At 64.1% G+C, this 26,015-nt stretch carries 23 protein-coding genes and 2 pseudogenes; 12 read left to right on the plus strand and 13 right to left on the minus strand.

The window, feature by feature from the left end:
- Positions 1–42: 42 nt before the first annotated feature.
- Positions 43–2,274: a serine/threonine-protein kinase gene (locus tag ACIBW7_RS10320; protein WP_397045986.1), complete on the minus strand. Its 2,232-nt coding sequence runs from the start codon at positions 2,272–2,274 to the stop codon at positions 43–45.
- Between the two features lie 236 nt (positions 2,275–2,510).
- Here ACIBW7_RS10320 and ACIBW7_RS10325 point away from each other — a divergent pair, with 236 nt between their 5' ends.
- On the plus strand, positions 2,511–2,780 hold the full coding sequence (locus tag ACIBW7_RS10325; protein WP_397045987.1) for a DUF1876 domain-containing protein: 270 nt from the start codon (positions 2,511–2,513) through the stop codon (positions 2,778–2,780).
- Between the two features lie 98 nt (positions 2,781–2,878).
- Here ACIBW7_RS10325 and ACIBW7_RS10330 read toward each other — a convergent pair whose 3' ends face one another.
- On the minus strand, positions 2,879–3,346 hold the full coding sequence (locus ACIBW7_RS10330) for a hypothetical protein (protein WP_397045988.1): 468 nt from the start codon (positions 3,344–3,346) through the stop codon (positions 2,879–2,881).
- 16 nt (positions 3,347–3,362) lie between these two features.
- Positions 3,363–3,797 carry a hypothetical protein gene (locus tag ACIBW7_RS10335; protein WP_397045989.1) on the minus strand — a complete coding sequence of 145 codons (435 nt, stop codon included), beginning with the start codon at positions 3,795–3,797 and terminating at the stop codon, positions 3,363–3,365.
- Positions 3,798–4,123: 326 nt separating this feature from the next.
- Here ACIBW7_RS10335 and ACIBW7_RS10340 point away from each other — a divergent pair, with 326 nt between their 5' ends.
- Together ACIBW7_RS10340 and ACIBW7_RS10345 are read left to right on the plus strand one after the other, a co-directional pair.
- Positions 4,124–5,137, plus strand: coding sequence for an alcohol dehydrogenase catalytic domain-containing protein (locus ACIBW7_RS10340; RefSeq protein ID WP_397045990.1), 1,014 nt, complete (start codon positions 4,124–4,126; stop codon positions 5,135–5,137).
- A 222-nt stretch (positions 5,138–5,359) separates the two neighbouring features.
- Positions 5,360–5,671 carry a hypothetical protein gene (locus ACIBW7_RS10345; RefSeq protein WP_397045991.1) on the plus strand — a complete coding sequence of 104 codons (312 nt, stop codon included), beginning with the start codon at positions 5,360–5,362 and terminating at the stop codon, positions 5,669–5,671.
- A 129-nt stretch (positions 5,672–5,800) separates the two neighbouring features.
- On the opposite strand, the gene ACIBW7_RS10350 is transcribed toward ACIBW7_RS10345, so the two are convergent.
- From ACIBW7_RS10350 to ACIBW7_RS10360, 3 genes are all read right to left on the minus strand, one after another.
- The gene (locus ACIBW7_RS10350; RefSeq protein ID WP_397045992.1) at positions 5,801–7,063 is read right to left on the minus strand and encodes a diguanylate cyclase domain-containing protein; all 1,263 of its coding nucleotides are present in this window, start codon (positions 7,061–7,063) and stop codon (positions 5,801–5,803) included.
- Positions 7,064–7,181: 118 nt separating this feature from the next.
- Positions 7,182–8,288, minus strand: a complete 1,107-nt coding sequence (locus ACIBW7_RS10355) for a terpene synthase family protein (RefSeq protein ID WP_397045993.1) — start codon at positions 8,286–8,288, stop codon at positions 7,182–7,184.
- 78 nt (positions 8,289–8,366) lie between these two features.
- Complete coding sequence (locus tag ACIBW7_RS10360) at positions 8,367–8,693, minus strand: proline racemase family protein (RefSeq protein WP_397045994.1); 327 nt, start codon at positions 8,691–8,693, stop codon at positions 8,367–8,369.
- 261 nt (positions 8,694–8,954) lie between these two features.
- Here ACIBW7_RS10360 and ACIBW7_RS10365 point away from each other — a divergent pair, with 261 nt between their 5' ends.
- Both ACIBW7_RS10365 and ACIBW7_RS10370 read left to right on the plus strand, forming a co-directional pair.
- Positions 8,955–11,264, plus strand: a complete 2,310-nt coding sequence (locus tag ACIBW7_RS10365) for an ATP-binding protein (protein ID WP_397045995.1) — start codon at positions 8,955–8,957, stop codon at positions 11,262–11,264.
- A gap of 243 nt (positions 11,265–11,507) precedes the next feature.
- A complete protein-coding gene (locus ACIBW7_RS10370) occupies positions 11,508–11,864 on the plus strand; it encodes a nitroreductase/quinone reductase family protein (protein WP_397045996.1) in 357 nt (118 codons plus the stop codon).
- A gap of 194 nt (positions 11,865–12,058) precedes the next feature.
- On the opposite strand, the gene ACIBW7_RS10375 is transcribed toward ACIBW7_RS10370, so the two are convergent.
- The 3 genes and pseudogenes from ACIBW7_RS10375 to ACIBW7_RS10385 form a co-directional block, all read right to left on the minus strand.
- Positions 12,059–13,276, minus strand: coding sequence for an FAD-dependent monooxygenase (locus tag ACIBW7_RS10375; protein ID WP_397045997.1), 1,218 nt, complete (start codon positions 13,274–13,276; stop codon positions 12,059–12,061).
- 105 nt (positions 13,277–13,381) lie between these two features.
- The gene (locus ACIBW7_RS10380) at positions 13,382–13,786 is read right to left on the minus strand and encodes a hypothetical protein (RefSeq protein ID WP_397045998.1); all 405 of its coding nucleotides are present in this window, start codon (positions 13,784–13,786) and stop codon (positions 13,382–13,384) included.
- 269 nt (positions 13,787–14,055) lie between these two features.
- A pseudogene (locus ACIBW7_RS10385) lies at positions 14,056–14,343 on the minus strand (winged helix-turn-helix domain-containing protein); the annotation flags it as partial.
- A 56-nt stretch (positions 14,344–14,399) separates the two neighbouring features.
- On the opposite strand from ACIBW7_RS10385, the gene ACIBW7_RS10390 reads away from it, so the two are divergent.
- The 3 genes from ACIBW7_RS10390 to ACIBW7_RS10400 all read left to right on the plus strand — a co-directional run bounded on the left by ACIBW7_RS10390 (position 14,400) and on the right by ACIBW7_RS10400 (position 16,809).
- On the plus strand, positions 14,400–14,741 hold the full coding sequence (locus ACIBW7_RS10390) for a hemerythrin domain-containing protein (RefSeq protein WP_397045999.1): 342 nt from the start codon (positions 14,400–14,402) through the stop codon (positions 14,739–14,741).
- Positions 14,742–14,799: 58 nt separating this feature from the next.
- Positions 14,800–15,069 carry a hypothetical protein gene (locus tag ACIBW7_RS10395; protein ID WP_397046000.1) on the plus strand — a complete coding sequence of 90 codons (270 nt, stop codon included), beginning with the start codon at positions 14,800–14,802 and terminating at the stop codon, positions 15,067–15,069.
- Between the two features lie 459 nt (positions 15,070–15,528).
- The gene (locus ACIBW7_RS10400; RefSeq protein WP_397046001.1) at positions 15,529–16,809 is read left to right on the plus strand and encodes an ATP-binding protein; all 1,281 of its coding nucleotides are present in this window, start codon (positions 15,529–15,531) and stop codon (positions 16,807–16,809) included.
- A gap of 1,064 nt (positions 16,810–17,873) precedes the next feature.
- On the opposite strand, the gene ACIBW7_RS10405 is transcribed toward ACIBW7_RS10400, so the two are convergent.
- From ACIBW7_RS10405 to ACIBW7_RS10420, 4 genes are all read right to left on the minus strand, one after another.
- Entirely contained in the window at positions 17,874–19,640 is a 1,767-nt protein-coding gene (locus ACIBW7_RS10405; protein WP_397046002.1) for a multicopper oxidase family protein, read from the minus strand.
- Positions 19,641–20,015: 375 nt separating this feature from the next.
- Positions 20,016–21,443 (minus strand): acyltransferase family protein, encoded by a 1,428-nt coding sequence (locus tag ACIBW7_RS10410; RefSeq protein WP_397046003.1) that lies wholly within the window; start codon positions 21,441–21,443, stop codon positions 20,016–20,018.
- 148 nt (positions 21,444–21,591) lie between these two features.
- Positions 21,592–22,200: a TetR/AcrR family transcriptional regulator gene (locus ACIBW7_RS10415; protein ID WP_397046004.1), complete on the minus strand. Its 609-nt coding sequence runs from the start codon at positions 22,198–22,200 to the stop codon at positions 21,592–21,594.
- Positions 22,201–22,328: 128 nt separating this feature from the next.
- Positions 22,329–22,541 carry a hypothetical protein gene (locus ACIBW7_RS10420; RefSeq protein ID WP_397046005.1) on the minus strand — a complete coding sequence of 71 codons (213 nt, stop codon included), beginning with the start codon at positions 22,539–22,541 and terminating at the stop codon, positions 22,329–22,331.
- A gap of 185 nt (positions 22,542–22,726) precedes the next feature.
- Here ACIBW7_RS10420 and ACIBW7_RS10425 point away from each other — a divergent pair.
- From ACIBW7_RS10425 to ACIBW7_RS10440, 4 genes and pseudogenes are all read left to right on the plus strand, one after another.
- Positions 22,727–22,930, plus strand: a pseudogene (locus ACIBW7_RS10425) (MMPL family transporter); the annotation flags it as partial.
- Between the two features lie 23 nt (positions 22,931–22,953).
- On the plus strand, positions 22,954–23,598 hold the full coding sequence (locus ACIBW7_RS10430) for a response regulator (protein ID WP_397046543.1): 645 nt from the start codon (positions 22,954–22,956) through the stop codon (positions 23,596–23,598).
- A 108-nt stretch (positions 23,599–23,706) separates the two neighbouring features.
- A complete protein-coding gene (locus ACIBW7_RS10435) occupies positions 23,707–25,011 on the plus strand; it encodes a PucR family transcriptional regulator (RefSeq protein WP_397046006.1) in 1,305 nt (434 codons plus the stop codon).
- A gap of 251 nt (positions 25,012–25,262) precedes the next feature.
- Positions 25,263–25,895, plus strand: coding sequence for a VOC family protein (locus tag ACIBW7_RS10440; RefSeq protein ID WP_397046007.1), 633 nt, complete (start codon positions 25,263–25,265; stop codon positions 25,893–25,895).
- Positions 25,896–26,015 lie beyond the last annotated feature (120 nt).

Raw genomic sequence — 26,015 nt, forward strand, 5'->3', positions numbered from 1 at the left:
AACCGGACAGCAAGAACAATCCGTATCGCTTCCGGCTTCTCCTCAGCGAGAATCAGGCTTTTGCAAGACCACCCGCTCGAGTGCGCGCAGGTCTGCATCCAGCTTGCGGAACAACCAATAAGCGGCGACGAACGCCAGCCCAGAGGCCGCGCACAACCCCACAACCGAATCGCGCACGAGCGGAAGCTCCTCGGGTTCGAGGGCGGTGAATCCGGCCAGCACCCCGACCAGCGGCACCGACGCCGTCACCGCAAGATAGGCCGTGAGTCTGCGACGCAGTGCACGCAGGTAAGCGGCGTCGTGCGCCGATGTGCGGCCGTGGCGCAGGTAGATGGGATAGACGCAGCGGACGACGTAGAACGTGGAAAGGAAGAATGTATAGGCAACGGAGATGGTGCCCGCCACCAGAACGGTTGCCGCGGCATGAACTATCAGCCGCGCCGGTAGGTCGGTAAACCAGCGAAGCAACATCACCCCCGTCACGGTTGCGCAAACCGCGAACAGCAGGGTGTTCATTGCACACAGGTCGCCCCAGAACAGTGTTCGCGACCGCACGCGCGCGAGCACTGCCTCGTCGTAGCGTCTGCCGGCGCGCAAGCCGCGAGGAACCGCGAGCAAATTACGCGACATGTATGCGTAGATGAGGATGGCAGGTGGCGACGCGCAGAGGATGAAAACGATGACACCCTTGTCCAGCTGCGCGTTGGTGGCATCGGAGAGCTGCTCTCTGATCAGTTCCTGGACGTGCACAGCCAGGTAGACCGTAGCCAGGGTCACCCCGACCAGCGAAGATACCCACAGGACGGGGGTGGGCCAGCGCGAAAGTCGGGCCCGCCAACTGTTCGGCGGCGGATAGACAAGGTCGCGGGCCAGTTCCTCGAGGCACAAGTCGAACTGCTGGACCAATTCCGAACCGCAGGCGTAGCGGTCTTCGCGGTCGGGTGACAGGCACTTCAGCAGCACACGGCGTAACGCCACGGGACAATCCGGCGGAAGCTCCGACAGGAACGTCGATTCGACGGGTCTGCGCCGCAGTTCGAGCATGCGGGCCAGCGAGGTCTCCGATTCGCCCGCGGAGGTTTCGTCTGCGAATGGCCGGTGGCCCGTCAGCAACTCCCACAGCATGACAGCCAGCGCGTAGATGTCGCTTCGAGTATCGAGGTCGGCGGCGGTCGCCGGGAGGTCCGGATGGCAGGCTTCGAGCTGTTCGGGTGACATGTACGCCAGTGATCCGCCGAAGTACGCGAGGGGACTTGTCCCCTTGAGGTGTTTGCTGGAGCTGACATTGAAGTCGGCCAGCTTCGGGATTCCCTCGGCGCTCAGCAGCACGTTCGCGGGTTTGATGTCTCGATGCAATACCCCTCGGTCGGACGCGTGCTGCAGTGCGTCCGCGAGTCGGCGGCCCAGCCAGGCGACGGTCTCCGGCCACGTCAGTGCGGCGGTCCGTGTCCGAACCGCTGATTCCGTCGGCCGAACCTCGCCCTTATCGGCGAGCACCTTGTCGATGGCATCGAGCAGCAGTTGCCCACTGCGGTATTCCGGCGGCCTCGAGCGCTGTAGGCGCAGCACGTCGAGCAGCGTTCCCCCGGGTAGGTACTGCATGTACAGCAGCTTCAGCTCGCCGTCGGCGATGAGTCGCTGGTCGAAGATGCGCACGATGTATTCGTGGTCCAATTGCGCGAGGGTCTGCGGCTCGTTGCCGTGGTTATGGGAAATCTTGACCGCGACCAGTCGCTGCATTGATTGTTGCCGCGCGAGATACACCTGGGCGAAGGCGCCGGCCCCGATCCTCATCAGGAGGTCGAAATCGTCGATATGGTGGCCGACATCTATGGCGTCGAGAACCATTTGGGCACTCGGACGAGCAATCATCGTGCTGCGGTAGTCGCTCGTGAGCTGTGCGAGATCGGGACCGGCCGCCGTGGCGGTGGCCTCGGCGAGGGTAGCCGCATCGGCTGCGTGCGAACCGCGGCGCAGGGCGTGGAACTCCTCGTAGACCAGTTCGGCCGGAAGCGGACCATCTTGCAGCTCTACGAATTCCGCACGGTATTCGATCAGTCGTTTGGGAAAGTGATAGCGAAGCCAGCGGAATTCGAGATCGATCTTGATCAGTTCGATCAGTATCGTGCGCCGCTCAGCCGGTTCGCGGGGCAGGTACGCCGACAGGTCTGGTGGGGACCCGGACGCCCAAGCCTTGGAAAACCGTGCCACCACAGCGGCAAGTGCTGTGCGGGTTCGCTCAGCTGGATCGACCAGATCGGTCGGCTCGTACATCGGTCGCTCGGAGATCAGCGCCAGGCGCTCAGCCGGCGGCTAGGCGCGATACGGCCTATGTCGTAGTTGCCCCACATTATTTCCTTTCCGCCAAACCTCCCTGCCCAAGGGTATCGCCCCGATACGAGGGCGTGGTCGACAAAATCGTCGAGCCGAGCATGGTGTGCGCGAGCCAGGGAGGTGCGATATTGGAGGTGAAGCGACACAGTCCCCACTGAATCTGGAGGGCAGTGCGAATGCCGTCGAAAACCTGGAACATCTCCATCGCCATCGAAGAACTCGACCGCCTGACCAAGGTAAAGGCCCAGCTGATCGGCCGCGGAGATGAGCCGTTGATCGCGGCCGGGTCAGCTCACACCAATCCCGCCGACCAGAACGTTCCCGCCATCGGCGATGAGCTCGCGTGTGCCCGTGCACTGCAAGATCTGGCCCACCAACTGCTCCACGCGGCAATAACAGATATCGAAGCCCACACGCACAAACCGGTTCAGGGCTTGCAAGGCTGACATCTGACCTGAAACCTCAGTGGTCGACCGACGGTCTTGGCCACCGCATGCAAATGCCCTGATCGCGCGGGCGGGGGTAAACCTGGACCGGGGTCGCGTCACGAGCGTTCTGCGGTTCCGCCTTCGGTGTCGCGCGTTTCGATAGCCTTGACGGTCTTGTCGAGGGCCTGCTTCAGGACGCGTTTGCCGACGGTCCCGACCACGACTCCGAGGACCCGTCCCTTGAGGTTCTTGCCCTCGCGCACCACGACGACATCCAGATCGGTCTTCCCGTCAGGTCGGCGCGTGAAGGTATAGGTGTGACCCGAGTGGCCGCCCCATACGTTCGAATCGGTGGTTGTCATGACGACGCGGTCGGGGTTCGACCAGTCGTAGTGCAGGCGTTCCCAGATGCCATGCGAGCCCTCGGTGACGTCGGCATCACGTCGGCCCCTGTCGTGCACCTCGAGGTATTGGTCGGTGCTGTTGCCGAACACCTGCGAGCGGCCCGGCCCGAAATCGGTGAGCGCCGCCACGAACTGCTCCGGTGTCGAGCTGGTGGTCTCCTTGAAGTGGATGGTGGACATTGTTTGCTCCTTTGCTTCAGGGGTGGCGGGTCAGGGCCGCTGTTCGGGCGTCGTGTCCGCAGCAGTCGAGACCCTGGGCGGCTGGCAGGCCCGTGTTGTTCCGTCGGTATCGACGGCGCTGGTTCAAAGCCAGGAGGGTGAGAACGATCTGCGCGAGGTCCTCCTCGGGGTATTCGCGCACGCCGTAGAGCACGCCGGCACCGTCCGCCGGAGGTATATCGGACCGAATGATCGCCCTCGACGTGCGCGGTGTTCCTATTGATGAAGCATGAGCTTCGGGCACATGCCGGCGCAAGGCCGCCCGCGATGGCATCGAGTCCAGCTCGACAGAATGCTGCCGGTGCCGGGGTTGCGGGTGGTCACGGTCAGGGTGTCGGACACAAACAGTGACCCCGAAGATGCGCGGCAGGTCGTCTCGGTAGCGCTCGAACTGCGCGAACTTCTCGAGCATCGGCACCAGCGTGCGGGACCATCGGCGTGGCGGTGTCGAAGACGATTGTCACCTGATGGCAAGACCGGCGGACGTATGATTTCCACTGGCATCGTTTTGGGCCGGTGCCTTTTGCAGTGTGTCGCCGACGCCGCGCGGGACTCGTCGGCTGGCCATTTCAGGTAGTGCTACGACCGTGACAGGGCGCTGCTGGCACCGTATTTGCAGGCGATCGCAGCGTCGATGGCATCCAGCGTTGGCCGATTACCGTTCGAGAATTGTCGGCGTCGCTGGCTCGGTCGCTGCGGTGAGGTCCCCGACGCTCCCCAGGAAAAGCGAGGATACCGATGTCTACTCATCAGGCTGTTCACGTGCAGTCCGCCGGTGCGGCGCTGAAACTGGTCGATGTCGAGACGGACGCACCGGCGCGCGACCACGTGCGCCTCGCGGTCTCGGCATGCGGGATCTGCGGCACCGACCGCGCGTTCGTCAACGGAGCATTTCCCGGCATGTCGTGGCCGCTGACACCGGGGCATGAGATCGCAGGCACCATCGCCGAACTCGGTGCAGGCGTCGACAACTACGCCGTCGGTGACCGCGTTGCCGTGGGCTGGTTCGGTGGGCATTGCGGCAAGTGCGTGCCGTGCCGCGAAGGTGACTTCATCCACTGCCAGAACATGCAGGTCCCCAGCTGGCAGTATCCGGGCGGATACGCCGAGTCGGTGACCGTACCGGCCAATGCGCTGGCCCGCATCCCGGACGCGCTTTCCCTGGCCGAGGCCGCGCCGATGGGTTGTGCCGGGGTTACCACCTACCACGCGCTTCGCGAAACCCGGGCGGTACCCGGCGACCGCGTCGCCGTTCTGGGAGTCGGCGGATTGGGCCACCTCGGCGTGCAGTTCGCCCACGCGATGGGTTTCGAAACGATCGCGATCGCGCGCGGCACCGGCAAAGCCGAGGACGCCCGCGCGCTCGGCGCTCACCACTACATCGACTCGACCGCCGGCGAGGTCAGCCGAGCGCTGCGGGGACTCGGCGGTGTGTCGGTTGTTCTGGGGACCGTGGGCAACGCCGAAGCCATGGCCGAAACCGTCGATGGGCTGCTACCGCGCGGTGAGCTCATCGCCATCGGGGTCTCCGCCGAACCGCTGCCGATCAGCCCGATGCAGCTGATCGGCCGCGGACTCAGCGTCACCGGCCACGCCTCCGGCACCGCCCGCGATATCGAGGAAACAATGCAATTCGCGGTCCAGTCCGGCGTGCGCACACGGATCCAACAACGGCCGCTGGATGACGCGGCCGAGGCATACAGCGCAATGGAACAGGGACGGGCCCGATACCGCATGGTTCTCACGGTCTGACTGATCAGGGTTGGCCGCACCGCGATGCTGATCCGGCAGCAACGGAAGTCGTCGGCATCCACGCTGTATCGATAGCTGTGTAGTCGCAGGTCATCAGGCCTGTTCGGAGGCGCTGGCGGGCGATTTGATCTGAACGAATCCAGGGCAGCGCCTTCCCTTGTGACGTACCATCGATTAATGTGTCGTTATATAGCGGTACGTTAATTAAGGGGAAGATGACTCATGGAGATCGCGACGAAGTTCTGGACGGTGCGTCGTGTGGTGGTCGCGACGCTGTTCAGCATCGCGCTGGTGCTGCTGACGATCGCCTCGCCGCACCTGTTCGCGGCCTCGGCCGGGCCGCGGGATTCGCACAGTCCCGGGGGCGGTCACGGCTACGGCTCGGGAACGCGTCCCAACAGTACTGACCACAGTCAGCACAACAGTGGTTACGGCTACGGAGCGCGCTCCAACAGCGACGGCCACGATCAGTACCGGGGCCGCACCGAGAACCCTTGCCAGTACACCCCAACGGGGACGTGCGGAGCGCGCTGACAACGAGGTCGACGCGCTACCTGCCACGCCTTCAGGTCTGGATCGCAGCGGGCGGTCGTCGGTTTCGTCGAGCCGCCGCCGGGCGGTAGCGGACCGACAACGGGAACGGCGCACTTCGACGATCTGACCTCAGGTCGGTGCCTGCAGGCTGTGCAGGACCCAATGGCCCTTTTCGTTGGTTTTCGCGTAGTAGAGGCTGGCGTCGGCGGCGTCGAGCAGGGATTCGGCATTGGCGCCTGCGATCGGTGTGATCACCGCACCGATGCTGGCGGCGACTTTCAGTTGCTGGCCGTCGATGGTGATGGGGTCGGGAAATACCGACAACAGTTGGTCTGCGATACCCGTTACCTGGTCAGTGGTGGCTGGTGGCGGGATCAGGACGACGAATTCGTCGCCGCCGAGCCGGGAAACGAGGCAGTCGTATCCATGCAGTTTGTCATGCAAACGGGCGGCCACCGCAGCGAGGACTTTATCGCCGGTTCCGTGGCCGAAGCGGTCGTTGACATGTTTGAAGTGATCCAGATCGGCGAAACACAGTCCGGCCCGGTCGCTTTCGTCGGCGGTCGCGATGAGTTCTTCGATCCGCTCGAGCAGGTAGCGTCGGTTCGGGAGGCCGGTGAGGGGATCATGTCGGGCCTGCTTATGCAGTTCGAGTTGGAGCCGGTGTTCTTCGGTGATGTCGGCTCCGATGGCCAGCAGGTAGTCGGGTTGTCCGTCTATGCCTTTGACGTAGGAGATGGCGAATGACATCCAACCGACGCTGCCGTCGGCGCGTACCAGTCGACGTTCGAGTCTGACCGTGCCTTCCCCGGCGGGAACAAGCTTGTCGTAGAGCACGGCGCGGATATCGTCGCGGTCATCGGGATGGGCGAAGTCGTACACCGATATCCCACGCAGCGCCTCGATCGGTACGCCGATCATGTCGGCCAAGCCCCGATTGGCTTCCAGCAGTGTGCCGTTGGTGTCGCCGATGGCGATCGCGACGGCCGTATTGTCGAACAGGATGCGATATCGCGCATCCTGCTCGTCGCGGTCGTTCTGCTCGGCTGAATAGTGCTGTGCACGAGACTGATGGCCTTGTCCGAGAGCGGCCAGCAGGCCGGCGAGGCGTTGCCGGGCATCGGGTCGATCGGAGTAGTCGGCCAGCCGGTACAACACCTGTGCCGATACCGCGGGCACCCGCTCCTGGGCCAGCTGCGCAGCCGATAGCGCCGCCCCGACTCGGCTGCCCACGGTCACGTCGAAGGGTTCGGCCTCGATGGCTGCTGAAAGGTCGTCGATCAGGCCGGATAACTGGTTGTAACCGAAGTCATCGGGCATACGCATGCCGTCGGCGGCGGCAAGTGTTTGCCACCAGGTTCGAGCCAGTGCACCACACTGGGAGTCGTCCACCACAACCCTTCGATACCTTGCGCCGCTCGACAACCCCTGACCGAGAGCGGCGTTGCGTTCAACCGAACGATAGACCGTGTAGACCGTTTCGTGTGGAAATTTCCGGGTTGGGCAACATTCACCAGAGACGGTTTTCGCCGAAGATCGACGTCCCCTTATATCTGAGCGTTGTTTTCTGCCATACCCAGGTGGCTTGCACACACCCGAGCAGGTCCTCGATATGGGCCGATACCGGTTCGGCGACGGATCTGTCGGTGATCTCCCCGCACTGGCGATCGATCCTGGCTCGAATCCTGCGGAATTCGGTCAGGCGGTCGCGCACGAGTCGTGCGGCGTCGTGCACAGCGTCGGCAAGGGTGGCACCCGGGGTGTTCAGCAGGCAGACCGGGATCAGATTGAAATCAGCGCGGTCATGGATGCATTCCTTTTCGAAGGAGAACATATCGTTCATCAGCGCTCCGATCTCTACGGTCGAGCGCCGTAACTGCCGCAGATCGGCGTCGAGCCCGACGGCGCGAATCCGATCCCACGGCAGATACTCGTCGCGGCCGAACTCGCATAGTGCGATTGCTGGATACATACCCGACACCTGCGCACGCAGGTCGATGTAGTCCGCTACGGTGAGCAACTCGCCGCGCGCACGAGCGTTCTGATCCTGGATCGCCGGACGCAGATGGTCGATGGTCGAATCGAGGAACCGATTCAGCCAGTCCGGGTCCGCCCAAGCCCCCACCCGCTCCACGAATTCCGCTGTCGCGACCTCCACCGGAGTCGGATTCGTTGCGGCACAACGTGTATCGAGCAGTCGGCACAGGTGTTCCACGGTCGCGCGAGCCTGGTGCTTTTCGGCTTCGGTCAGGTGGGCGAACTTCTCACGGCCGACAGTATCGTTGAGCCAGAACAGGATCGCGTTGTAGATCCCGATGACGGTCATCCGCTCGGCGGTGACAGCATGTGGATGCAGGTATGGAGTCATGCTGTTGTAGTGCGCGCCCCCGGCGTCCAACCAAATCCCGTACCGGCGGCAGAACTGTTCCACCTCCGCACATGCCTGCTCCCCGAACGGATTCGGCGCGAAACCCGCACAGAAATCGACGATGTCGCAGTCGGGCGTACCGAACAGCTCCCGCAGCGACCATCCCTGCCGTGACCGGACCAACGCCGCATACTCTGCCTGCATCGTGGCGAGCTGCGCCTCGATCACCGGCGTGTACTCGCCAACCACAGAGAAACTCCCTCCCCGACCACACTGCGTCCCACCTCGACAGAGTGCCGGACCGAATCCAGCATTGGCCGGATCCGGTCATTGAATGATAAACGACCGCAAGCCAGATAGCTCTACTCGATTATCTGGTGAAAGGTCTTGTCGGAGAACGGGTGTACTTCGAGGTGCAGCTCGGGGCGTTCGCGAGTGGATGGCGCCGCCGTAGCTGAAATCGACGGCGACTTCACCGCGTGAGGTCGATACGACGACGTGCAGGTCGAGCTGATAGCTCGCGACGTCGACGAGGTCGACACGGGTGATCTGCTCGCCGGACGATCGGGCCCGCAGGGTGCCCCTGCCCGAAGGGACATCGACGATCACGGTCGTGATTCCGCACGGGTCGTGGGCGACTCGTCCGGTCTGCACCGCACATACCGCCAGGGGCCGGCCCCAGTTACATCACGACCCGGGACTTGGCGCTCGTCGGCGATACGCTGAGCATTAGCGAAAGGTAAGCGCATGTTGCCTGGTGACCGAAGACATGTCGGTAGTGAGAGCATTCGACAGGTAGAGCAGCGCCACGGCTTCGCGGTCGGTGAGACGGGCCGGCAGTCCGATTCGATTGTCGAGAATCGACACCAGGATCCACTGACGAGGGGATGGCGCCCGCTGCCGGCGGCCGGCGCCATGGACAGTGGTGGCAATCTGCCGCTCGAGCTGAACACTTTCGTCGGTCGACGCACCGAGTTGTCGGCGGTAAAGAATCTGCTGTCCACGTCCCGGCTGATCACCTTTACCGGAGTCGGGGGTGTCGGCAAGACGCGGCTGGCGCTGCGGGCGGCTTCGCAGGCGCAGCGGGATTTCGCCGACGGGGTGTGGTTGGTCGAACTGGCCGAGGTCTCCGATGCCGCCCTCCTGGTCGATGTCGCGGCGGCCACGCTGGGTTTGCGGGACGAGTCGCCCGGTCGTTTGCGCGATGTTCTGCTCAAGTTTCTGAGCTCGCGGGAAATATTGCTCGTTCTGGACAACTGCGAGCACATGGTGGATGCCGTGGCGAAGTTGAGCGAGGCGTTGCTGCGAACTTGCCCGGAACTGCGGATTCTCGCCACCAGCCGGGAAGCGTTGAATATCTCGGGGGAGGCGGTGCTGCGGGTGGCGCCGCTGACCCTCCCGGATCAGGACCGGGAGCCGACGCTGACGGGGCTGCCCCGTTTCGACGCGGTGACGCTGTTCGCCGACCGTGCCGCGGCAGCCGTGCCGGGATTCGAACTCGACGAGAACAACGTGGCTGTCGTGACCCGGATCTGTGCCCGGCTGGATGGGTTGCCGCTGGCGATCGAACTGGCGGCGGCTCGGATGCGCGCGATGTCACCCGAGCAGATACTGCAACGCCTCGATGATCGGTTTGCGCTGCTCACCCGTGGCAGTCGTACCGCGCCGACCCGGCAGCAGACGCTGCGATGGTGTGTCGACTGGGGCTACGAGTTGTGTACCCCGGCCGAACAGCGCCTGTGGGCCCGGTTGTCGGTATTCGCCGTGAGTTGCGAACTCGACGCCGCAGAACAGGTATGCGGTGCCGACCTGGCACCGCACAGCCTGCTCGATGTGCTGTCCTCTCTGGTGGACAAGTCGATTCTGATCCGGGAGGAATCGCACACCATCGTGCGTTTCCGAATGCTCGAGACAATGCGTGACTACGGTCGGCAAAGGCTGCAGGAGTCCGGCGAAGACACCGAGCTGCGCCGACGGCACCGCGACTGGTACCAACAATTGGCGCTGGACGCCCAAGCGGGGTGGATCAGCGACCGGCAGACCTACTGGATCGCCCGCCTCGAACGCGAGCTGCCCAACCTACGCGACGCGCTCGAATCCTGCCTGTCCGAGGACACCGACGAGGCAGCCGAGGCCGGGCTGCGAACCGCCGCCGCGCTGCACGAATTCTGGGTCCTTCGCGGAATGTACGGAGAAGGCCGAACCTGGCTCGACCGCGTTCTCGGCCACCCCCGCGCGCGATCGATACCCGACCGCATCAGTGCGCTACGCGCGGGCTGCGAGGTTGCCGCACCACAGGGGGATTTCCGAGCTGCCGCCGCCTTTCTGGAGGAGGGGCGGCTGCTTGCCGAACAGGCATCGACCCCCGCCATCGAAGGACAGCTCGCCTACGCTGCCGCCATCGTCGCACTCGCCGGCGGCGCGGCGGTCGAGGCGTCCTCCTTCCTGGAACGAGCTGTCGCACTGCTCAGCTCGGACCCGACTGGAGAGCTCTACATCAGTGCGCTGACCATCCTTGCCTGGTCATACGAACTGCGCGGCCACATGGACCGAGCGACCGAGCATTACCGCCGAGTACTCTCCATCACCGAAGGGCAGGGCGAATTGCTCTATCGTTCTGTTGCGTTGCGTGGCTTGGGTGTTTCCGCATGGCTGCAAGGCGAACTGGACCGTGCCCAACGGTTGCTCGAGGCGGCATTGCGAATCAACCGGCGACCGAATAGTCCGGTGTTCACCGCGTTCAGTCTCGAGGCGCTGGCCTGGATTGCCGCCGACCAGGGCAATGCCGAGCGCGCGGCCGTGCTTATGGGGGCAGCCCAGGGAAAATGGCTGGTGAGCAACAGTGTGCGGGCCGTCCTGCGGAATATGTCGCGCTTTCACGAGGAATGCGATCGGACGACGCGTCAGACTCTCGGCGCTCGCAGATTCGATGGGGCCCTTCGGCAAGGCCGGGAGATGAGTATGGATGCCGCGATCGCATACGCGCTCGGGGAACAACCCGTCGAGGCGGCTCCGGCGTCGGAGGCTTCCACGAAATTGACCAAACGTGAGCGGCAGGTCGCCGACCTCATCGCCCAAGGACTCACCAACAGGCAGATCGCCGCCGAGCTGGTGATCGCGCAACGTACCGCCGAAGGTCACGTCGAACACATCCTGACCAAGCTCGGATTCAACTCCCGCGCTCAGATCGCGGCCTGGACAGCGGAGCAAACCAAACAGTACTGATACTTGCGTTAACCGACAGTACCTGGACCGTACCGCCGATTTCCGCGCGGCAGGTGACCTGGTCTGCGGCGGCGGAATCGACCCCGAGGCGCATCCCACTACGGCGATTTCATCAGTGCCGCAGTGGGATTCAGGGCTGCGCATTTCTAGTCTGGTGAGTTCGGGCCGCCGTCGCTGCCCTGCCGAACGCACGCCGGTCCGCTAGTTTGGTGGTCGATACCCGTTCGGCGATCAGGAGATGCGATGGAGCTCAAAGCGGTGCTGGGGCCTGTTGCGCGCGGATTCAACGCGGGCGTCATGGCGTTGACCAAGGCGCCATGGATCGGGCCCCGGGTGAGCCGGGCGATCACCGAGATCACTTACGTCGGCCGACGTTCCGGACACACCATCAGCACACCGGTGGGCTTTCGACGCTCTGGCGACGAGATCACCATCGCGGTCGGCATGCCGGACCAGAAGTCGTGGTGGCGCAACTTTCTCGGCGCGGGTGGCCCCATCTCGTTGAAGCTGGACGGCGCCGAACGATCCGGGCACGCCGTCGCCCGACGCGATGACAAGGGCCGCGTCAGCGTCATCGTGCACTTGAACGAGGTCGGTTAGCCCGCAGCAACGGTGTTCTCCGCGGTCGCGAACGCTGGCACGAACCCGTGATTCAAGGACGTTCGTAGAAGGCATCTATGCGGGCTCGGGCGAGGGACCGTCCGGCCGTGCGGTTTCGCGGATGTTGGTGGTCGAGTTCGCGCGATTCTGCACCGGCACAGGCCTGGTTGCCTGGTGAAGTCGGCCGAATACCTTTACCAGCGCACCGGCGGCGGTGCCATCGCGAGCTCCCCCCGTCGGGCGGCCCGCCACCCCCGCTGTCCGGAGTCGATGGCACGCCGGATCCTGCGCACAGTCGGTACCTGTGTGAGCAGGTGTAGCTGATATCGCCACGGCATTTGTGGTCCGTGCCGAGCCGCCATCGCATAGGCGAACTGCACGGCGCTGCGGTCGAGATACCGGTCGGCGTGTTCGAACCAGATCATGCTGGTACGGGCGGCGGCCTGGATCGGGCGCAGCGCAGCGCGCCGCTGCGCATCGTAGTTCTCCAGCGCGTCGGCGACCTCGGCATGCTCGTACAGATTCTGTGCGAGCACGACGGCGTCGACGATTGCCAACCGGGTGCCCGAACCGATGGTGAAGTGCGTCGTGTGCGCTGCATCGCCGAGCAGCGCCACGTTGTCGTGATACCAGGTCTTGTTGGTTATCTCGGGAAAGCGGCTCCACCTTGCGAACTCGCCTCGTGTCTTGCTGATCAACGAGTGACCGTCGAGAAGGCGCGCGAATATGTTCTCCAGAACACGCAAGTTCTCCAGGTTGTCCAAGGAATCGAATCCCAGTCCATGCCAAGTCTGCGGTTGGCACTCAACGATGCAGGTGCTGATTTTTTCGGCAACCGAAGGGTAGGCATGGAACCAGATCCAACCGGCCGAGGTGTGTTCGAAGGCGAAGGTAAATCGGGTGAAGACCTTGTCCGTCCCGAGCCAGATATATCGATTCTCGCCGAGTGTGACGGACGTGCCGAAACGGTGATTACCCAGCTGCCGTACCCGGCTGTTCGCGCCGTCGGAGGCGACGATGAGATCGGTGTCGTCGAAGCCGGACAGATCGTGGACCTCTCGCCCGTGCTGGACATCGACGCCCAGGTCGCACGCCCGTCGGGAAAGTACGTCGAGCAGTGCCGCGCGCCCCGTGCTGAACCCGTAGCCCCCGAAATGTGCGGTCTGGTCGTCGCGCACATGGATTGCCTGTTCACGCCATAGGACCGACTCGGCACGCACCGCCTGGGCGCTGTCGGGGTCATTCCGATACAGAATGTCGAGCAGGTCGTCCCAATACACGACGCCCCAGCCATAGGTGGACCCGGGAGGATCACGGTCGATCACCGTGATGTCATGGGCCGGGTCGCGCCGCTTCATCGAAATAGCGAAGTACAAACCGGCCGGCCCGCCACCGACACACACGATCTTCATCTCGTCACCAGCTCCAGCCCGGTCGGTCGAACCTGGCTTCACATGATCGGTACTCGATGCAACCGAGCCCGGCACGCTGTGCGTGTCCGGGCTCGGTCACCGGCGCTAGAAGCTGCCCCAGCCGCCGAACGGGTTCCACCAGCCGGGATTCCATCCCCAACCGCCGCCGTTACCCCAACCCCAACCCCCGCCACCCCAACCCCCGCCCCAGCCACCCCAACCGCCGCCGTGACCCCAGCCACCCCAACCCCCGCCCCAGCCACCCCAACCGCCGCCGTGACCCCAGCCACCCCAGCCGCCGCCGTGACCCCAGCCGCCGCCGTGGCCCCAGCCGCCGCCGTGACCCCAGCCTGGGCCGTCGACGAGTTGGGTTGCAGACGTGGGTGTCGTTGCGCGCGCGGTAGGCGCTTGCGCCGCGGCTGCGACGACCGGAATCGCGGCAACTGCGGCTATACCGGCGGCAGCCGCCAACCGGGCGAACTTCGTGTGTGAATTCTTTCTTTCGGTCATGATAGGGCTCCAAATGCTGTCCCGACCTGCTCGAATTCTACGCGGTTTCGCCGAACTCCATAAGTCGCCGCGTTGACCCATCTATAATTCCCGCCACATTCCCCACCGGTGCCCGATCCCAGGATGCGCGTACTCCGTGGCGGAGGGAGCCGGTGGTGAAGGTCGCAAAAGGGTCGTCGTGCGCCAAATGCCTTGGTAGGTACCGGAATTCTTCACCGGCAACCCGATCCAGACTGTCGATGTTCGGACATGCCGCCGGTTGCCGGCCGCAACGCGTATCCCGGCGCTTGGCTTACCAGCACGGTGGCCGGCGAGCGGGGCAGCCGATCCGGCTCGAGGAGCTTGCGCAAGTGCGAAATGTAGGCCTGCAACGCGCCGAGTGCGCGCGGCGGCGGCTCACCGCGCCAGAGATCGTCGATCAGCCGGTCGATCGGGACGACCGCGCCGCGGGCCACGATCAGAAGGGCGAGCACACCGCGCCGGCGTGGGCCGCCCAGATCGACGCTGCCGCGCTCCGTCTGCGCGGCCAGCGAGCCGAGCACCTGAATCCGCACCATGAGCGGCCAAGTCTATTGCAAGTGCGCTACAAGCGGATCGACACACAGTGAGAACCATGAACACCCAGACCATCGAACGCCCCGATACCGCTGACATGGTGCTTGTCCACCGCGCCTTCCGCCGCCACTTCGACGCGCTGCCCGGTCTCGTCGGCGGTGTCGCCGACGGCGACACCGCCCCCGCGGGCCGCATCGTCGAGTTCCTTACCGAACTCGATACCGGCCTGCATCACCACCACGCAGCCGAGGACGAGTTGATGTGGCCATTGCTGCTCGGGCGGGCGAAGACCGATGGCGCACTGATTCTGCGGATGGAGGAACAGCATGAGCGAATCGCCGAACTGATCGCCCGCGCGGGCCGACAGCGCCGAGGAATTCGCCGCATCGACGCATCCTGAAGCGCGCAGGCATCTCGCGGCCACGCTGTCGTCGCTCGCCGCCGCTCTCGACGAGCATATGGCCGAGGAGGAGGCACTCATCCTGCCGCTCGCCGGACGCGTCATGACCGCCGGCGAATGGGCGGCACTCGGCGAACGGGGCCGCGCCGCCGTGCCCAAGGACCGGCAGTTGGTCTTCCTAGGATTCATCCTGCAAGGGGTACCGCACGCCGAACGCCGAAAGTTCCTCGCCGACATGCCGTTCGCCGCCGGACTCGCCTGGCGCCTGCTCGGCCGCCGCGCCTTCGCCAAGGAGTACCGCTCCATCTATGGGACAGATCCCGAATAGATCTTCGCGCGGACTGGGCGCCTACAGCCCGATGATCATCGGGCTAAGCGGTCTGGGGCGCCCAACTGCTGGTGAAAGCGATGCCCCGGAGTTTCTGGTAGCCCAGCGGCGATTGGATACTGCGTTCCAGAAGGGTTTGAGCGCGATGGTGGCGCCGGTGGATGTGCCAGCGCCAACCGGCGGAACACTTACGAGCGACCACACGTAACTGGGTGGCCCGCGGATGGTGCTGGCCCACCCGTTTGCGCAGGGGTACCTGTGAGCTCCGGCCATCCGGCGGCGCGGGCCGCCTCGGCGTTGGCCGTGTTGATGTGATCGTGCGCACTCATGTAGTCGATGGTGCGTCAGAGCACCGACAGAGTTGGTTCCCGTCATGCATGGCGGGGGGATTGCCCAGGGTATTTACTAAAGAGGACGGCCGAGTTCTCCGAGGCTCGCCGATGGCCGTTCGAGGTATGTATGCCGGTATGGCGACTACGCGAGTTCCGTGACGAAGATCTGGATCAGGGGATCCAGATCTGGGAGCAGAGCCGTGTGCCTGGTGTCGGCGAGCCGGTCTTCGCGCTGGCGGAGGTGATGGCGGCTGCGCGCGCGGGGCAGTCGGCGGTAGTGGCCGAGGTCGGCGGCGAGATGGTCGGGATGGCGGTCGCCCAGACCTATGGCGAGCGGGCCTGGGTCCTGCTGGTGGCGCTGGCGGCAAGGTGGCGGCGGCGCGGTATCGGCAGTGCCCTGCTTGCCGAACTGGAGCGGCGGCTGCGGTCCAACGGTGTGCGGCGGATCTGCACGCTCGTACCCGAGGGCGCCACTGGATCTGTGGCGTTCGAGAATTCCGGGTACTTGCGCCGCGCCGGCCTGGTCTACTACGAGCTGCTGGAACCGTTGGCCCCCGCGCAGTCCACCCTGCTGACCGAACTGGGCGGGCGGCTGCTTCCACCGGGACTGTGGCAGTCGATGGCTGGGATGGACCGAGAGAAGGGGATCATCGAACGCCGGGTCGTGTTGCCTTTGGAGAATCCCGATATGGCCGAACGTTATCGGGTTTTGCCACCCAAGAGCGTCATCCTGTTCGGGCCGCCGGGGACCGGCAAGACCAGCTTCGCGAAAGCGGTTGCGTCCCGACTCGGCTGGCCGTTCGTCGAATTGTTTCCCTCCCGGTTGGCCGCCGCGGGGGCGGGCGGGCTCGCGGCGTCATTGCGCGAGGTATTCGCCGACCTGGCCGAACTCGACGAGCTGCTGCTGTTCATCGATGAGGTGGAGGAGATCGCGGGCACGCGGTCGGGCACGGCGACAAGCCCTGCGCACGGAGTCACCAACGAGCTGCTCAAGCTGATACCGACGTTCCGGGAAAACTACAGTCGCCTGCTGATCTGCGCGACGAACTCGGTCCGCTCATTGGACTCGGCATTCCTGCGGCCCGGTCGATTCGACTATGTGATTCCGGTCGGCCCGCCGGACACACTGGCACGGAACGCGATCTGGCGACGATATCTCGGCCCCGCTGCCGAAACCATCGACCTCGACCGTTTGGTGTGCGCCACAGCGCAATTCACCCCCGCCGACATCGAATATGCGGCCCGTGCAGGCGCGCAGTCCGCGTTCGAACGCGCAATGCGCGACGACACACGCGTACCCGCGACCACCGAGGACTACCTGACCGCCGTCGCCGATACCCGCCCGACCCTGACACCGGAAATCCTGAGCGCGTTCGAGCAGGACCAGCAGGACTACACCCGACTGTGAGAAGCCGACATCAGGTAGCCAATTCAGCTGTTGCTCAATTTGTTTCGATGGTTCGGGTCGGCCGGGGCGGGGACCGCGCCGGGTAGATCGGACCCGAAATTCACCGGTCCACACTTGATGCAAACCGCCGCTGGCGCGATCGCTGATCATCATCAGCGATCGGCGGCTACACCACATCTACAAAGGAGCCGGATAGAACTTCCTCGACGACCTCGAGGGCACCACCAGCCACCGCACGCGACGGCTGGGCATCATCACCTACGGGTTCACCATGGCCCGATACGCCAAGATGTAGTCGGGCAGGGGGGTGCATGGGACTTGATGAGTGCGGTCAGCAGCGGCCCCGCAGGATCAAGTCGCCGTCGAGTGTTTCGTCGTAGCTGTGCAGGGACTGTGGTGCCCCATGTGCTTCGGCGGGCTCGCCTGCGGGTGAAGAACTCCGAGGTTCGGGATGGCGGCGGCTTGTTCGGCCGCGGAAATCATCGCCGGGCCCGAGTCTGTAGGGGCAGTTGGATCCGGGCACCGAACGACGCGCGGACAAGTGCCGCCGGTCGGGGCACGATCTTTGATGAGGTTGGAATCTGGTCGGCTCCTGTGTGTGCAAGGGCACTCGCACACAGAGCACGGATTTCTGTCACGTTGACGTGAATCCGTGCGCAAGAGGGGAATCGATCACCGATCCGCAACAATATTGGTGCAGATGTGTGCACGAGTGGTTCTATTGTGCTTTGCTGAAGCGTAGTACAGGCTCGGCGGTAACGCACTGATGTCTGTATTCCATTGAGCTGCAATGATTTTCAGTACTTCAGTGGAAGTAGCTGGATGGGAGACCGTCGTCGTATTCTGACGATTGGTTCGGCTTTGGTCCTGTACCCGGTCGCAAACATGTTGCGGTATGGGCGAAATCGTGGACCGGACGCTGTCCGGGTGGTGCCGTGAATCTCTCGATAAGTCCGAAGACTTACGAAATCCAGGACGAATCAAGCTATCCGATGTGTTTCGACTGAACGCTGTGCGTCTGTTTTCGACTGAGTGTTTTGCTTTCCCCTGCGGGATGCAAAGGGCTAGGCGCGCAGTCGGTATCGCGTCATCATGCATTCGTCCTCGTGGTCGATGAGGTGGCAATGCCAGACGTAGCCCTGCATCATCATGTGGTGGCCGGTGTGGAACACCGCGTCGGGATCGAAGCCCAGCTCGTCGGCGGTGGGGAAGGTGATCGATACTCGCGTGACCATGCCGGCCGGGCAGATGACGGTATCTTTGGCGCCGGTTTCCCACGGATGCGGCGGTTCGGGGGCGCCGTTGAGGAATTGGTCCGGCTCGGGCGCCCAGAACGTGCCTATCGGAGGCGCCGGATTCGCCGCGAGATATCCGACGGCATCGAGTGGTTGGCGATCGAGGATGCGCATGTGAACCAGGTGTAGGTGCATCGGATGGGAGTCGGGGGAGACGTTGACGAATTCCCAGATTTCGGTGCTGCCCTGCCGTGGTTCGGGTATCGGATCGTCGTGGTAGCACAGGTTGTTCATGACGTTGGTGAAAGGCGGCCACGTCGTCGCCGGCCACTGGCTGAGGGTAACGATGCGGCGCCGGTCCGCGGTGTGCACGAGTGGCAGAGCGGGAGACTGTTTCTGCCCGCCTCGCAGTGTGACCGGCGGTGCGGCGGTGAAGCCTGTGGTTCCAGTGCCGATGAACCGCATAAGACTGCTGATGGTCTGGGCGCCGATGATTTCGGCTTCACCCCGTGGATACTCGTACGTGTTCATCAACTCGACGGTGTCGCCCGCGCCGAGACCGGTGAAGTCGGCGACGATGTCGAGCCGTTCGCCCGGCGCGATCGCTGCTTCGTCGATGTACGCGGGTTCATCGAGTAGACCGCTGTCATTGCCGATGACCCAGAACCGAGTCCGGCTGGAGAACGAGAGCTGGTATTCGCGGAAGTTGGATGCGTTGAGTACACGGAACCGGTACATGCCGCGCGCCACCGACAAACGGGGATGGACCACACCGTTGACTGTGATCAGGTCGCCGAACATGCCGCCTTCCCAGCGGCCCTCTTGAATCCAGCGCACGGTCTTGAAGCGCAGTGAGCCGTCCTCGTTGAAACGGCGGTCGGCAATCGCCAGCGGTATTTCGAACTCGCCGCTGGGCAGTCCGAGGGTGTTGGCGGCGGTGCCGGTGTCGTACTCGTTGCGCAGCAGATAGAAGGCGGCCAGGCCTGCTACCACGTTCAGGCGGGTGATGCCCATCGCGTGGTCGTGGTACCAGAGAGTGGCGGCGTCTTGGCGATTGTGGTGGCGGTAGATTTTCGTTTCGCCGGGGCGGAAGGTGTCTTCGGGGTGACCGTCCATGTCCGGTGGGGTGACCGCGCCGTGCAGGTGCACCGCGACGCGGGGTGCGACCCGGTCCTGGTCGGTGGTTCCGTCCAGCGCGGTGTCGACCTCGCTCGCGAACAGATGTGCGCCGAGGGTATTGGTGAAGGTCAGCTCGATCGCCTCGCCGACCTGCGCTTCGATAGTTGGTCCGAGGTAGGGTGCATCGCCGTACGACCAGGTCTGGGCGACACCGAGATCGCGGTGAAAGCGGTGGGTGCCGGCGCCGACAGTCAGGGTCTGGTTGCCGCGCACGACAGCTGGGACGGGCAACTCGTCGACGAACGGCTCTACCCTGGGTGAGGGCGGCGCGTCGACGTCGACTGTTGGTTCTGGTTGCGGGACAAGAGGATCCGCCCCTGAGCCCGCTGCGCGGGTCGCCATCCATCCGCCGGTCGCCGCTGCGGCGGTCGCGGCCAGAAGACGTCGACGTCCCAGGTGGTAGCGCTGGCTGGTCACGAAGTCTCCTCGGTGCGGTGGTGAGCGGCACGGGTGGGTGCCGTGGGGTCGGCGACGAGAAGCGCGGGCCGGGCGAACCGCGACCGGGCGGCGCGGGGAATGAGCAGGCAGGACGAGCTGGCTTCTCGAACTCGAGCCATGCCGGGTTCCGGAGACTGTGCGCTGAGCATAATAAGGGTCACAGTGTGACCGTTATTACGGTAGGTGTCAAACCGGGCGAACCCTGGACGTTCGGGAAGAAGGAGCCGCTGGTCCGAGCTGTGACGGCGCGAGTGTGGCGCATGCGAGGTGGGGGAGTACGCCGCGGCGAACCTCGAGCACAGAATTGAGGACCGAATCCGTGGCCTTATCGGATTCGGTCCCCATCTCCGTTGCCTACGGCCTCATGGCCGTCGGTATTTCACGTGACGGGTTCGGATCGGGGAGTTGTGTGGGGGGTACCGGATTTGCGGCCGATGAAGGGGTGGATGAGACAGCGGCTACTGAACTCAGTGCGGTTTCTTTCGCTGATTCGTCGACTTCTTTCGCGGTGTCGGACGGCGGGGCTGCCTTGGTCTTCTTGCGTGCCCACCGGCGCATGATCGGCTTGTCCACCAGGTGGTAGAGCGCGGCCGCCAGTGGTAGCTGAATGACGAAGGTCAAGGCGGTGATGAACAGATAGCCCTGGAAACCCCAGCTGTGTCCAGCAATGATGTTGCGCTGCAAGAACAGCTGGACGGGATATCCCACCATGTAGAACGCGAAAGATACGTCGCCCAACCATACTCCGAGCCTGCTGCTGTATATGCCCTTGATGCCGCGGAGATCCCGCGCCGCATAGGTCGCGATGAGTGCTGCGAGGGGCAGCATCATCACTATGGATGTCTTGAACGCCATCGGTACGTAATAGGTCAGCGCGTAGGCCCCGGCGCAGGCGACCAGCGGCCAGCCGAGGTTGGTGTTGCGCCACATTCCCGATTTCACCAGGCGGCAGAACATGACGCCGACAAAGAATTCCAGCAGGCGGGTGGGCGGGAATTGGTAGGACAGCCATGCGCTGGTCGGCATCGTAAATGTTCCTGAACTACCGCCCGACCCGGGGGACATGGGCATACCAGGGGACGCGGACATGGCGGCCGAATAATCGTAGCCCGACCAGGTTATGTCCGGCGATTTCTGCAGGGGTGGATACATCGACGTCATGCTCGAAATGTCGAAGGGAGGATAGGCGAAATGGATTATCAGGTGTATCGCCAGCAGGATTCCGGAGAGAATTCCGATGGTCCACCAGATCGCTCGTCCGCGGATCCGGTTGACGAGCGGCACCAGGAATGGGAAGAGGAAGTAGAACAGCATTTCGGAGCAGAGGCTCCACGACGGGCTGTTCAATTCCGCACTGGTGCCCCAATCCTGCGACCAGGTATGGATAAGCAGGAAGTTCGGGATCTGACCGGCCAGTTCGGCGAGTGGGAAACCGAGCAGGACCACTACGATGAGGGCGGTGATCAGATGCGACGGAAAGATTTTGAATACCCGTCGCCGAAGAAATGCGCGGATGGTGTCCTTGGCGCTGTCGTATGACCAGTCGATGATGAATCCCGACAACAGGAAGAAAAATGCGACGCCGGTTGCGCCGAGTTGCAGCGGGACCACGTCCGACAGCTTTTTCGAGGCGTCCGAGGTCGAGAACGGAAATAGTTGGACCAGAAATCCCGAGTGCAAGAGAAATACCGCGAAGGCGGCAATAAATCTCAACCCGGTAAGGGAAGGTAGCGCGGGTAAACGGCCTTTCGTGGAAGCTATTTCCACAGCGGGTGCAGACATGGAAAGGTAACCACCTCTCGGGCGGGAGTGTAGTCGGTGAAATGTGGTGACACGTCGATTCGCCGCTGAGTGAAGTCCGGCTCGGTGTCCGTTCTCAGGCTAAGTCAAACTTGCATACCTCGGCAAGTTTGCACAGCCTGGCAAAATGCTAAGAGTCTGCTCCGGGTTGGTTCAGAGCAGGTCGCAGGCGCTCGAACGCCTCGCGCAGCAGCTCCTCGAAGTCGCGCCCGGATCCCTTGTCCGCCAACGCTACTGCGGCTTCGACCGCCGCCTCCGAAGCCGCGACCACGAGCATCGGATACAGATCGGTGGCGGCGTCGGTGCCGGTTCGCCGCGCGACGACCTGCGCCAGCCGCTGCTTATCGTCCATGCGGGCGAGGGTGTACCTGGCCATCATGGCGGGCGTCGATTCGACGGTCCGAATCATGGCGGTGACTCCATCGATGCCACCGGGTACCGCTTCGAACATTTCGAGAGTGACGGCCAGCAGCGCGTCCCACGCACCCTCCTCGGCGGGCCGGGTGGCCAGTGCCGAGACCATGTCGTCGAAGCTGCTGCGGACGGCGTGCTCGACGGCTGCTTCCTTGCTCGTGAAGTAGTTGTGAAAGGTGCGGACCGAGACGTCGGCGGCTTCGGCGATAGCGTCGATCGTGACCTTGTCCAAACCGATCTCGTTAGTCAGTGCCGCGGCGGCCTGGGCGATCGCGGTGCGGGTGGCAGCCTTCTTCCGTTCCCGCAACCCCGGTCGTGTACTCATTTCTCCCAGCTTAAGGCCGTTGCCAGGCGCTCGGATGCGCGGCGCGCGATCCCGCGTGGCGAGTTCTGTCCAACACAGTTGTACTGCATATGCAGTATTGCCAATAGCCTGCATGTGCACGATGTCGACTACGGATCCGCCCAGCGACGATCGACGTCGTGGCTGAATTCCTCGACCGACTGGGTCGGTTCTGCTTCGAAAAGCGGCGTATGGTCGTGCTGCTCTGGGTGGGTTTGCCGGCCGCGCTGGTGTTCGGCGCGGCAAGAGCCCCCGAGGCGGCCGAGAGCGAGATGTCGATTGCCGGCACGGAATCGCAGCAGGCTTTCGACCTGCTCGATCAACGGTTCCCGGGGGCAAATCCGATGGCGCCGACGCGCACATCGTTTTCGTGGCGCCGCCGGGTCAGCAGATCACTGCCGCCGGGAACCAGGCCGCGGTCGAAAAGGTGGTGGCCGATGTCGCACATGGCCCCCAGGTGGCGAACGCGCTCAACCCCTTTCGAGTAGGTGCGATCAGTAAGGACGGGATGATGGGTGTCGGCCTCGCCGCGGCGGTCTTCTTCGACGCGTTCATCGTGCGGATGACCATCGTCCCGGCCGTGCTGGCACTGCTCGGCGACAAGGCGTGGTGGCTGCCGCGTCGGCTGCAGCAGATCTTGCCGCACGTGGATGTCGAGGGCGAGCGCTTACGTCATCTCGATGTGCCCGAATTGGCCCCCACCCGCGTTTGAGCTGACCGGCGAGCGGTAGGCCACTGCCGGGTGGCCTACCGCATTCGCCTGGTTCAGCGGATTACCTCCGACACGACGACATGGAGATGGTCGGCGTCGCGGGAACCGGCAGACAGGCTCTGGAAGTCGTACGAGCCACGAAACCCGATGTCGCACTGATGGATATCCGCATGCCCGAACTCGACGGACTCGCCGCCACCCAGGAGATCTGCCGCGACGAGTCCCTGGCCACGCGCATCCTCGTCCTCACCACCTTCGAACTCGACGAGTACGTCGCGCGAGCCCTGCGCGCCGGTGCCGGCGGCTTCCTCGGCAAAGATGTCGGACCGCAGGAACTGCTCAGCGCCATCCGCGCGATCGCCGCCGGAGACACCCTGCTCTCCCCAACTGCCACAAAGGCTCTCATCGCCCGCTTCCTCACGCACCCTGAACAGCACACCGCACCCGCCGAATCTCTCGACGTGCTCACCGCGCGCGAACGCGAGGTCGTCGTGCAGGTGGCGCAGGGATTGTCCAACGACGAGATCGCCGAGCGAATGTATGTGAGCCCGTTGACTATTCGCACCCACGTTCAGCGTGCCATGACAAAACTCGGCGCTCGGCATCGCGCACAACTCGTGGTCATCGCATTCCAGACAGGTCTGGTACGCGTCGAACCGCGAGGCTGAGGTCTGATCACTTCGTACCTGCGGTGAGAGCGCCGCATAGTATTGACGAAATCGTCATCAAAGGTCGCCGGCTCGATGGCTGCAGACCAGGAAGGAGCGTGCGTGCCGATGACCTCGGCGTCCAGTGGTCTACTGCAGTGGGTGCGAGAGCTCGCCCCGGCGGATCCGGCGGCGCTGCGTCGCTCGATGCTGCCGCCGGAGAAGGTCGCGGAGTTCGCCGCCCAGGTAGGGACCGGTGCTGCCGGGTACGCCGTTGAGCTCGGTCAGGCGATGGCGGCACATATCCTGGTCGAGATCCCCGAGCTGGATGTGGACGGCATCGTGCAGATGGTGCGCGGCGGCTGCGAAGCGGTGGCGTTGGAAGCCGTCGGGGCGATCGCGGGTGTCAAGGACTTCACGGTCGAGGCTGCCCCTGGCGTCTTGCTGGGACCCGCCGAGGTGGTGAGCCGCGGCGTCGGCATCGAACATATGCTGCGCAGCATTCAGGTGGGCCATTCGATGGTCGTCGAGTACATCCTCGACGTCGCCGAACAACTCGTGCCCGCACCGCAACGGTTCGCGGAAATGCGGCGTATCACCGCACTGTCGTTCGGCATCGCCGATCGGCTCACGAGCGAGATGGCACAGGCATACGGCGATGCGCATGAGGCGTGGGTGGCGAGTTCGGCCGCGGCGCGGATGGAGCTGATCCAGGAGATCCTGCGCGGTGACCCGGTGCCGTTCGATCGGGCATTGCGCCTGCTGGGCTATGACCTGACCAGGCAGCATCTCGCTGTGATCGGTTGGTCCGACGAGCATGTCCCCATTGGTGCAACGCGGCTCGAAGACATGGCCGCAGGCTTGCTGGAATCGGCTGGATGCTCGTCGACGCTGGTGATACCGGTTGGAGGTCGCCGGGTGTGGGCGTGGGGTGCGAGCGTTCGCCGACCTCCGGCCATACCCGACCCGGCACAGCAGCAGCCGGCGGACGGTGTCCGCGTGGCGGTGGGCTTGCCGGCTGCGGGCGTTCGAGGGTTCGTCACCAGCCATCAACAGGCATTGGAGGTCGCCCACGTGGGCATGCTGGGTTCCGGCGAGCGCTGGCTGTTCGATTACGGCGAGCTCGATCTGGTCGCGATGCTCGGTAGCCGTTCGGACCGGGCCCGCGAATTCGTGCTCCGTGAGCTGGGTGCGCTGGCGGATCGGGGGGAGGCCACGGCTGTTCTTCGCGCGACGCTCAAGTGCTATCTCGATGTCGAACGCAGCCTCAGCGCGGCTGCGGAAAGGCTGCACGTAGCACGGAACACCGTCGCCTACCGCGTGCAGCGTGCGGAACAAATGCGAGGTCGCAAGATCGGTGATCGGCGCATGCAGTTGCAAGCCGCGCTCGCGCTGGCCGAGGAGTTGGGTGCGGTGGTTCTCGACGATGAGTGACCGGTCGCCATGCTGACTGCGGCTCTGCCTGTTGTATGGGTTCGGGTCCAAAGTGCCGACGAGTCTTTGCATGGCAGTCCAAGCGCCTCAGGGGCGCCCCGGGGTTGGCTGATGGGTATTACATATCCGTGTCCGGCACCGCTTCGGCGGAACATCGGTGCCCCTTTCGGGAGACCTGGTTGTCCGTGAATCCGGCGGCCGAGGCCCTCGAACGCATCGAGCAACGCGGTCGACCGAGAGGACAAGACACCATGACTCATGAGGCCACCCCGAATTCCACCAACCCGGCCGCACCCGACCTACTGGCCCACTGGGTGGTCAAGACCGCCCGAAGCAAAGAGATGATCGCTTGGTACGGCGCGGTTTTCGGAGCCCGCGTCGTGCATGAGGACAAGCAGATCGCATTCCTGGTCTGGGACCACGAAAGCCACCGCCTCGCGCTGATCAAAGTGCCGCGGGTGCTGCGCTACCTGTTTCCGCTGGCGCGTTTCCGCCGCAAGTTCTACGGAGTCGACCATCTGGCACTCACTTTCGGCTCCCTGGAACGTCTCCTGGTGAATTACGAACGCTTGAAGAAGATCGGGATCCGCCCGGTCTGGTCCATCAACCACGGACCGACCACCTCGCTGTATTACGAAGACCCCGACGGCATTCGACTGGAGTTCCAGACCGAGAACTTCGCCACGGCCGCCGCCACAGCCGACTACTTGGCCGGTAGTGCCTTCGCCGCCAACCCGGTCGGCGTCGAATTCGACCCCGATTACCTTCTGGAGCGACTGCGTTCCGGCGACGACCCCTCGACGCTGCTCGAACAGGGGGCAGGCACCCGTCCCGGTACGACATCGCGCAGCAACAAGACGACCATCACATGGAAGACGTTGTAGTCACGACGCCTTGGTGCTCGGGCGCCCGATTTCAACGCTCGGGTGCCGCGACCGGCGGAGTGGCCGCGTTGTCCAGGGGGTTCGATGGGCGCCCGTCGCCGGTCAGCAGATGGCGGCGCT

The organism is Nocardia sp. NPDC049526 (assembly GCF_044465765.1).
In the GTDB taxonomy this organism is placed as follows: domain Bacteria; phylum Actinomycetota; class Actinomycetes; order Mycobacteriales; family Mycobacteriaceae; genus Nocardia.

Coding starts and splice junctions, on each gene's coding strand:
- ACIBW7_RS10320 (WP_397045986.1), bottom strand. CDS start 2,274: ATGTACGAGCCGACCGATCTGGTCGATCCAGCTGAGCGAACCCGCACA.
- ACIBW7_RS10325 (WP_397045987.1), top strand. CDS start 2,511: ATGCCGTCGAAAACCTGGAACATCTCCATCGCCATCGAAGAACTCGAC.
- ACIBW7_RS10330 (WP_397045988.1), bottom strand. CDS start 3,346: ATGTCCACCATCCACTTCAAGGAGACCACCAGCTCGACACCGGAGCAG.
- ACIBW7_RS10335 (WP_397045989.1), bottom strand. CDS start 3,797: ATGCTCGAGAAGTTCGCGCAGTTCGAGCGCTACCGAGACGACCTGCCG.
- ACIBW7_RS10340 (WP_397045990.1), top strand. CDS start 4,124: ATGTCTACTCATCAGGCTGTTCACGTGCAGTCCGCCGGTGCGGCGCTG.
- ACIBW7_RS10345 (WP_397045991.1), top strand. CDS start 5,360: ATGGAGATCGCGACGAAGTTCTGGACGGTGCGTCGTGTGGTGGTCGCG.
- ACIBW7_RS10365 (WP_397045995.1), top strand. CDS start 8,955: ATGGACAGTGGTGGCAATCTGCCGCTCGAGCTGAACACTTTCGTCGGT.
- ACIBW7_RS10370 (WP_397045996.1), top strand. CDS start 11,508: ATGGAGCTCAAAGCGGTGCTGGGGCCTGTTGCGCGCGGATTCAACGCG.
- ACIBW7_RS10375 (WP_397045997.1), bottom strand. CDS start 13,276: ATGAAGATCGTGTGTGTCGGTGGCGGGCCGGCCGGTTTGTACTTCGCT.
- ACIBW7_RS10380 (WP_397045998.1), bottom strand. CDS start 13,786: ATGACCGAAAGAAAGAATTCACACACGAAGTTCGCCCGGTTGGCGGCT.
- ACIBW7_RS10390 (WP_397045999.1), top strand. CDS start 14,400: ATGAACACCCAGACCATCGAACGCCCCGATACCGCTGACATGGTGCTT.
- ACIBW7_RS10395 (WP_397046000.1), top strand. CDS start 14,800: ATGGCCGAGGAGGAGGCACTCATCCTGCCGCTCGCCGGACGCGTCATG.
- ACIBW7_RS10400 (WP_397046001.1), top strand. CDS start 15,529: ATGCCGGTATGGCGACTACGCGAGTTCCGTGACGAAGATCTGGATCAG.
- ACIBW7_RS10410 (WP_397046003.1), bottom strand. CDS start 21,443: ATGTCTGCACCCGCTGTGGAAATAGCTTCCACGAAAGGCCGTTTACCC.
- ACIBW7_RS10415 (WP_397046004.1), bottom strand. CDS start 22,200: ATGAGTACACGACCGGGGTTGCGGGAACGGAAGAAGGCTGCCACCCGC.
- ACIBW7_RS10435 (WP_397046006.1), top strand. CDS start 23,707: ATGACCTCGGCGTCCAGTGGTCTACTGCAGTGGGTGCGAGAGCTCGCC.
- ACIBW7_RS10440 (WP_397046007.1), top strand. CDS start 25,263: ATGACTCATGAGGCCACCCCGAATTCCACCAACCCGGCCGCACCCGAC.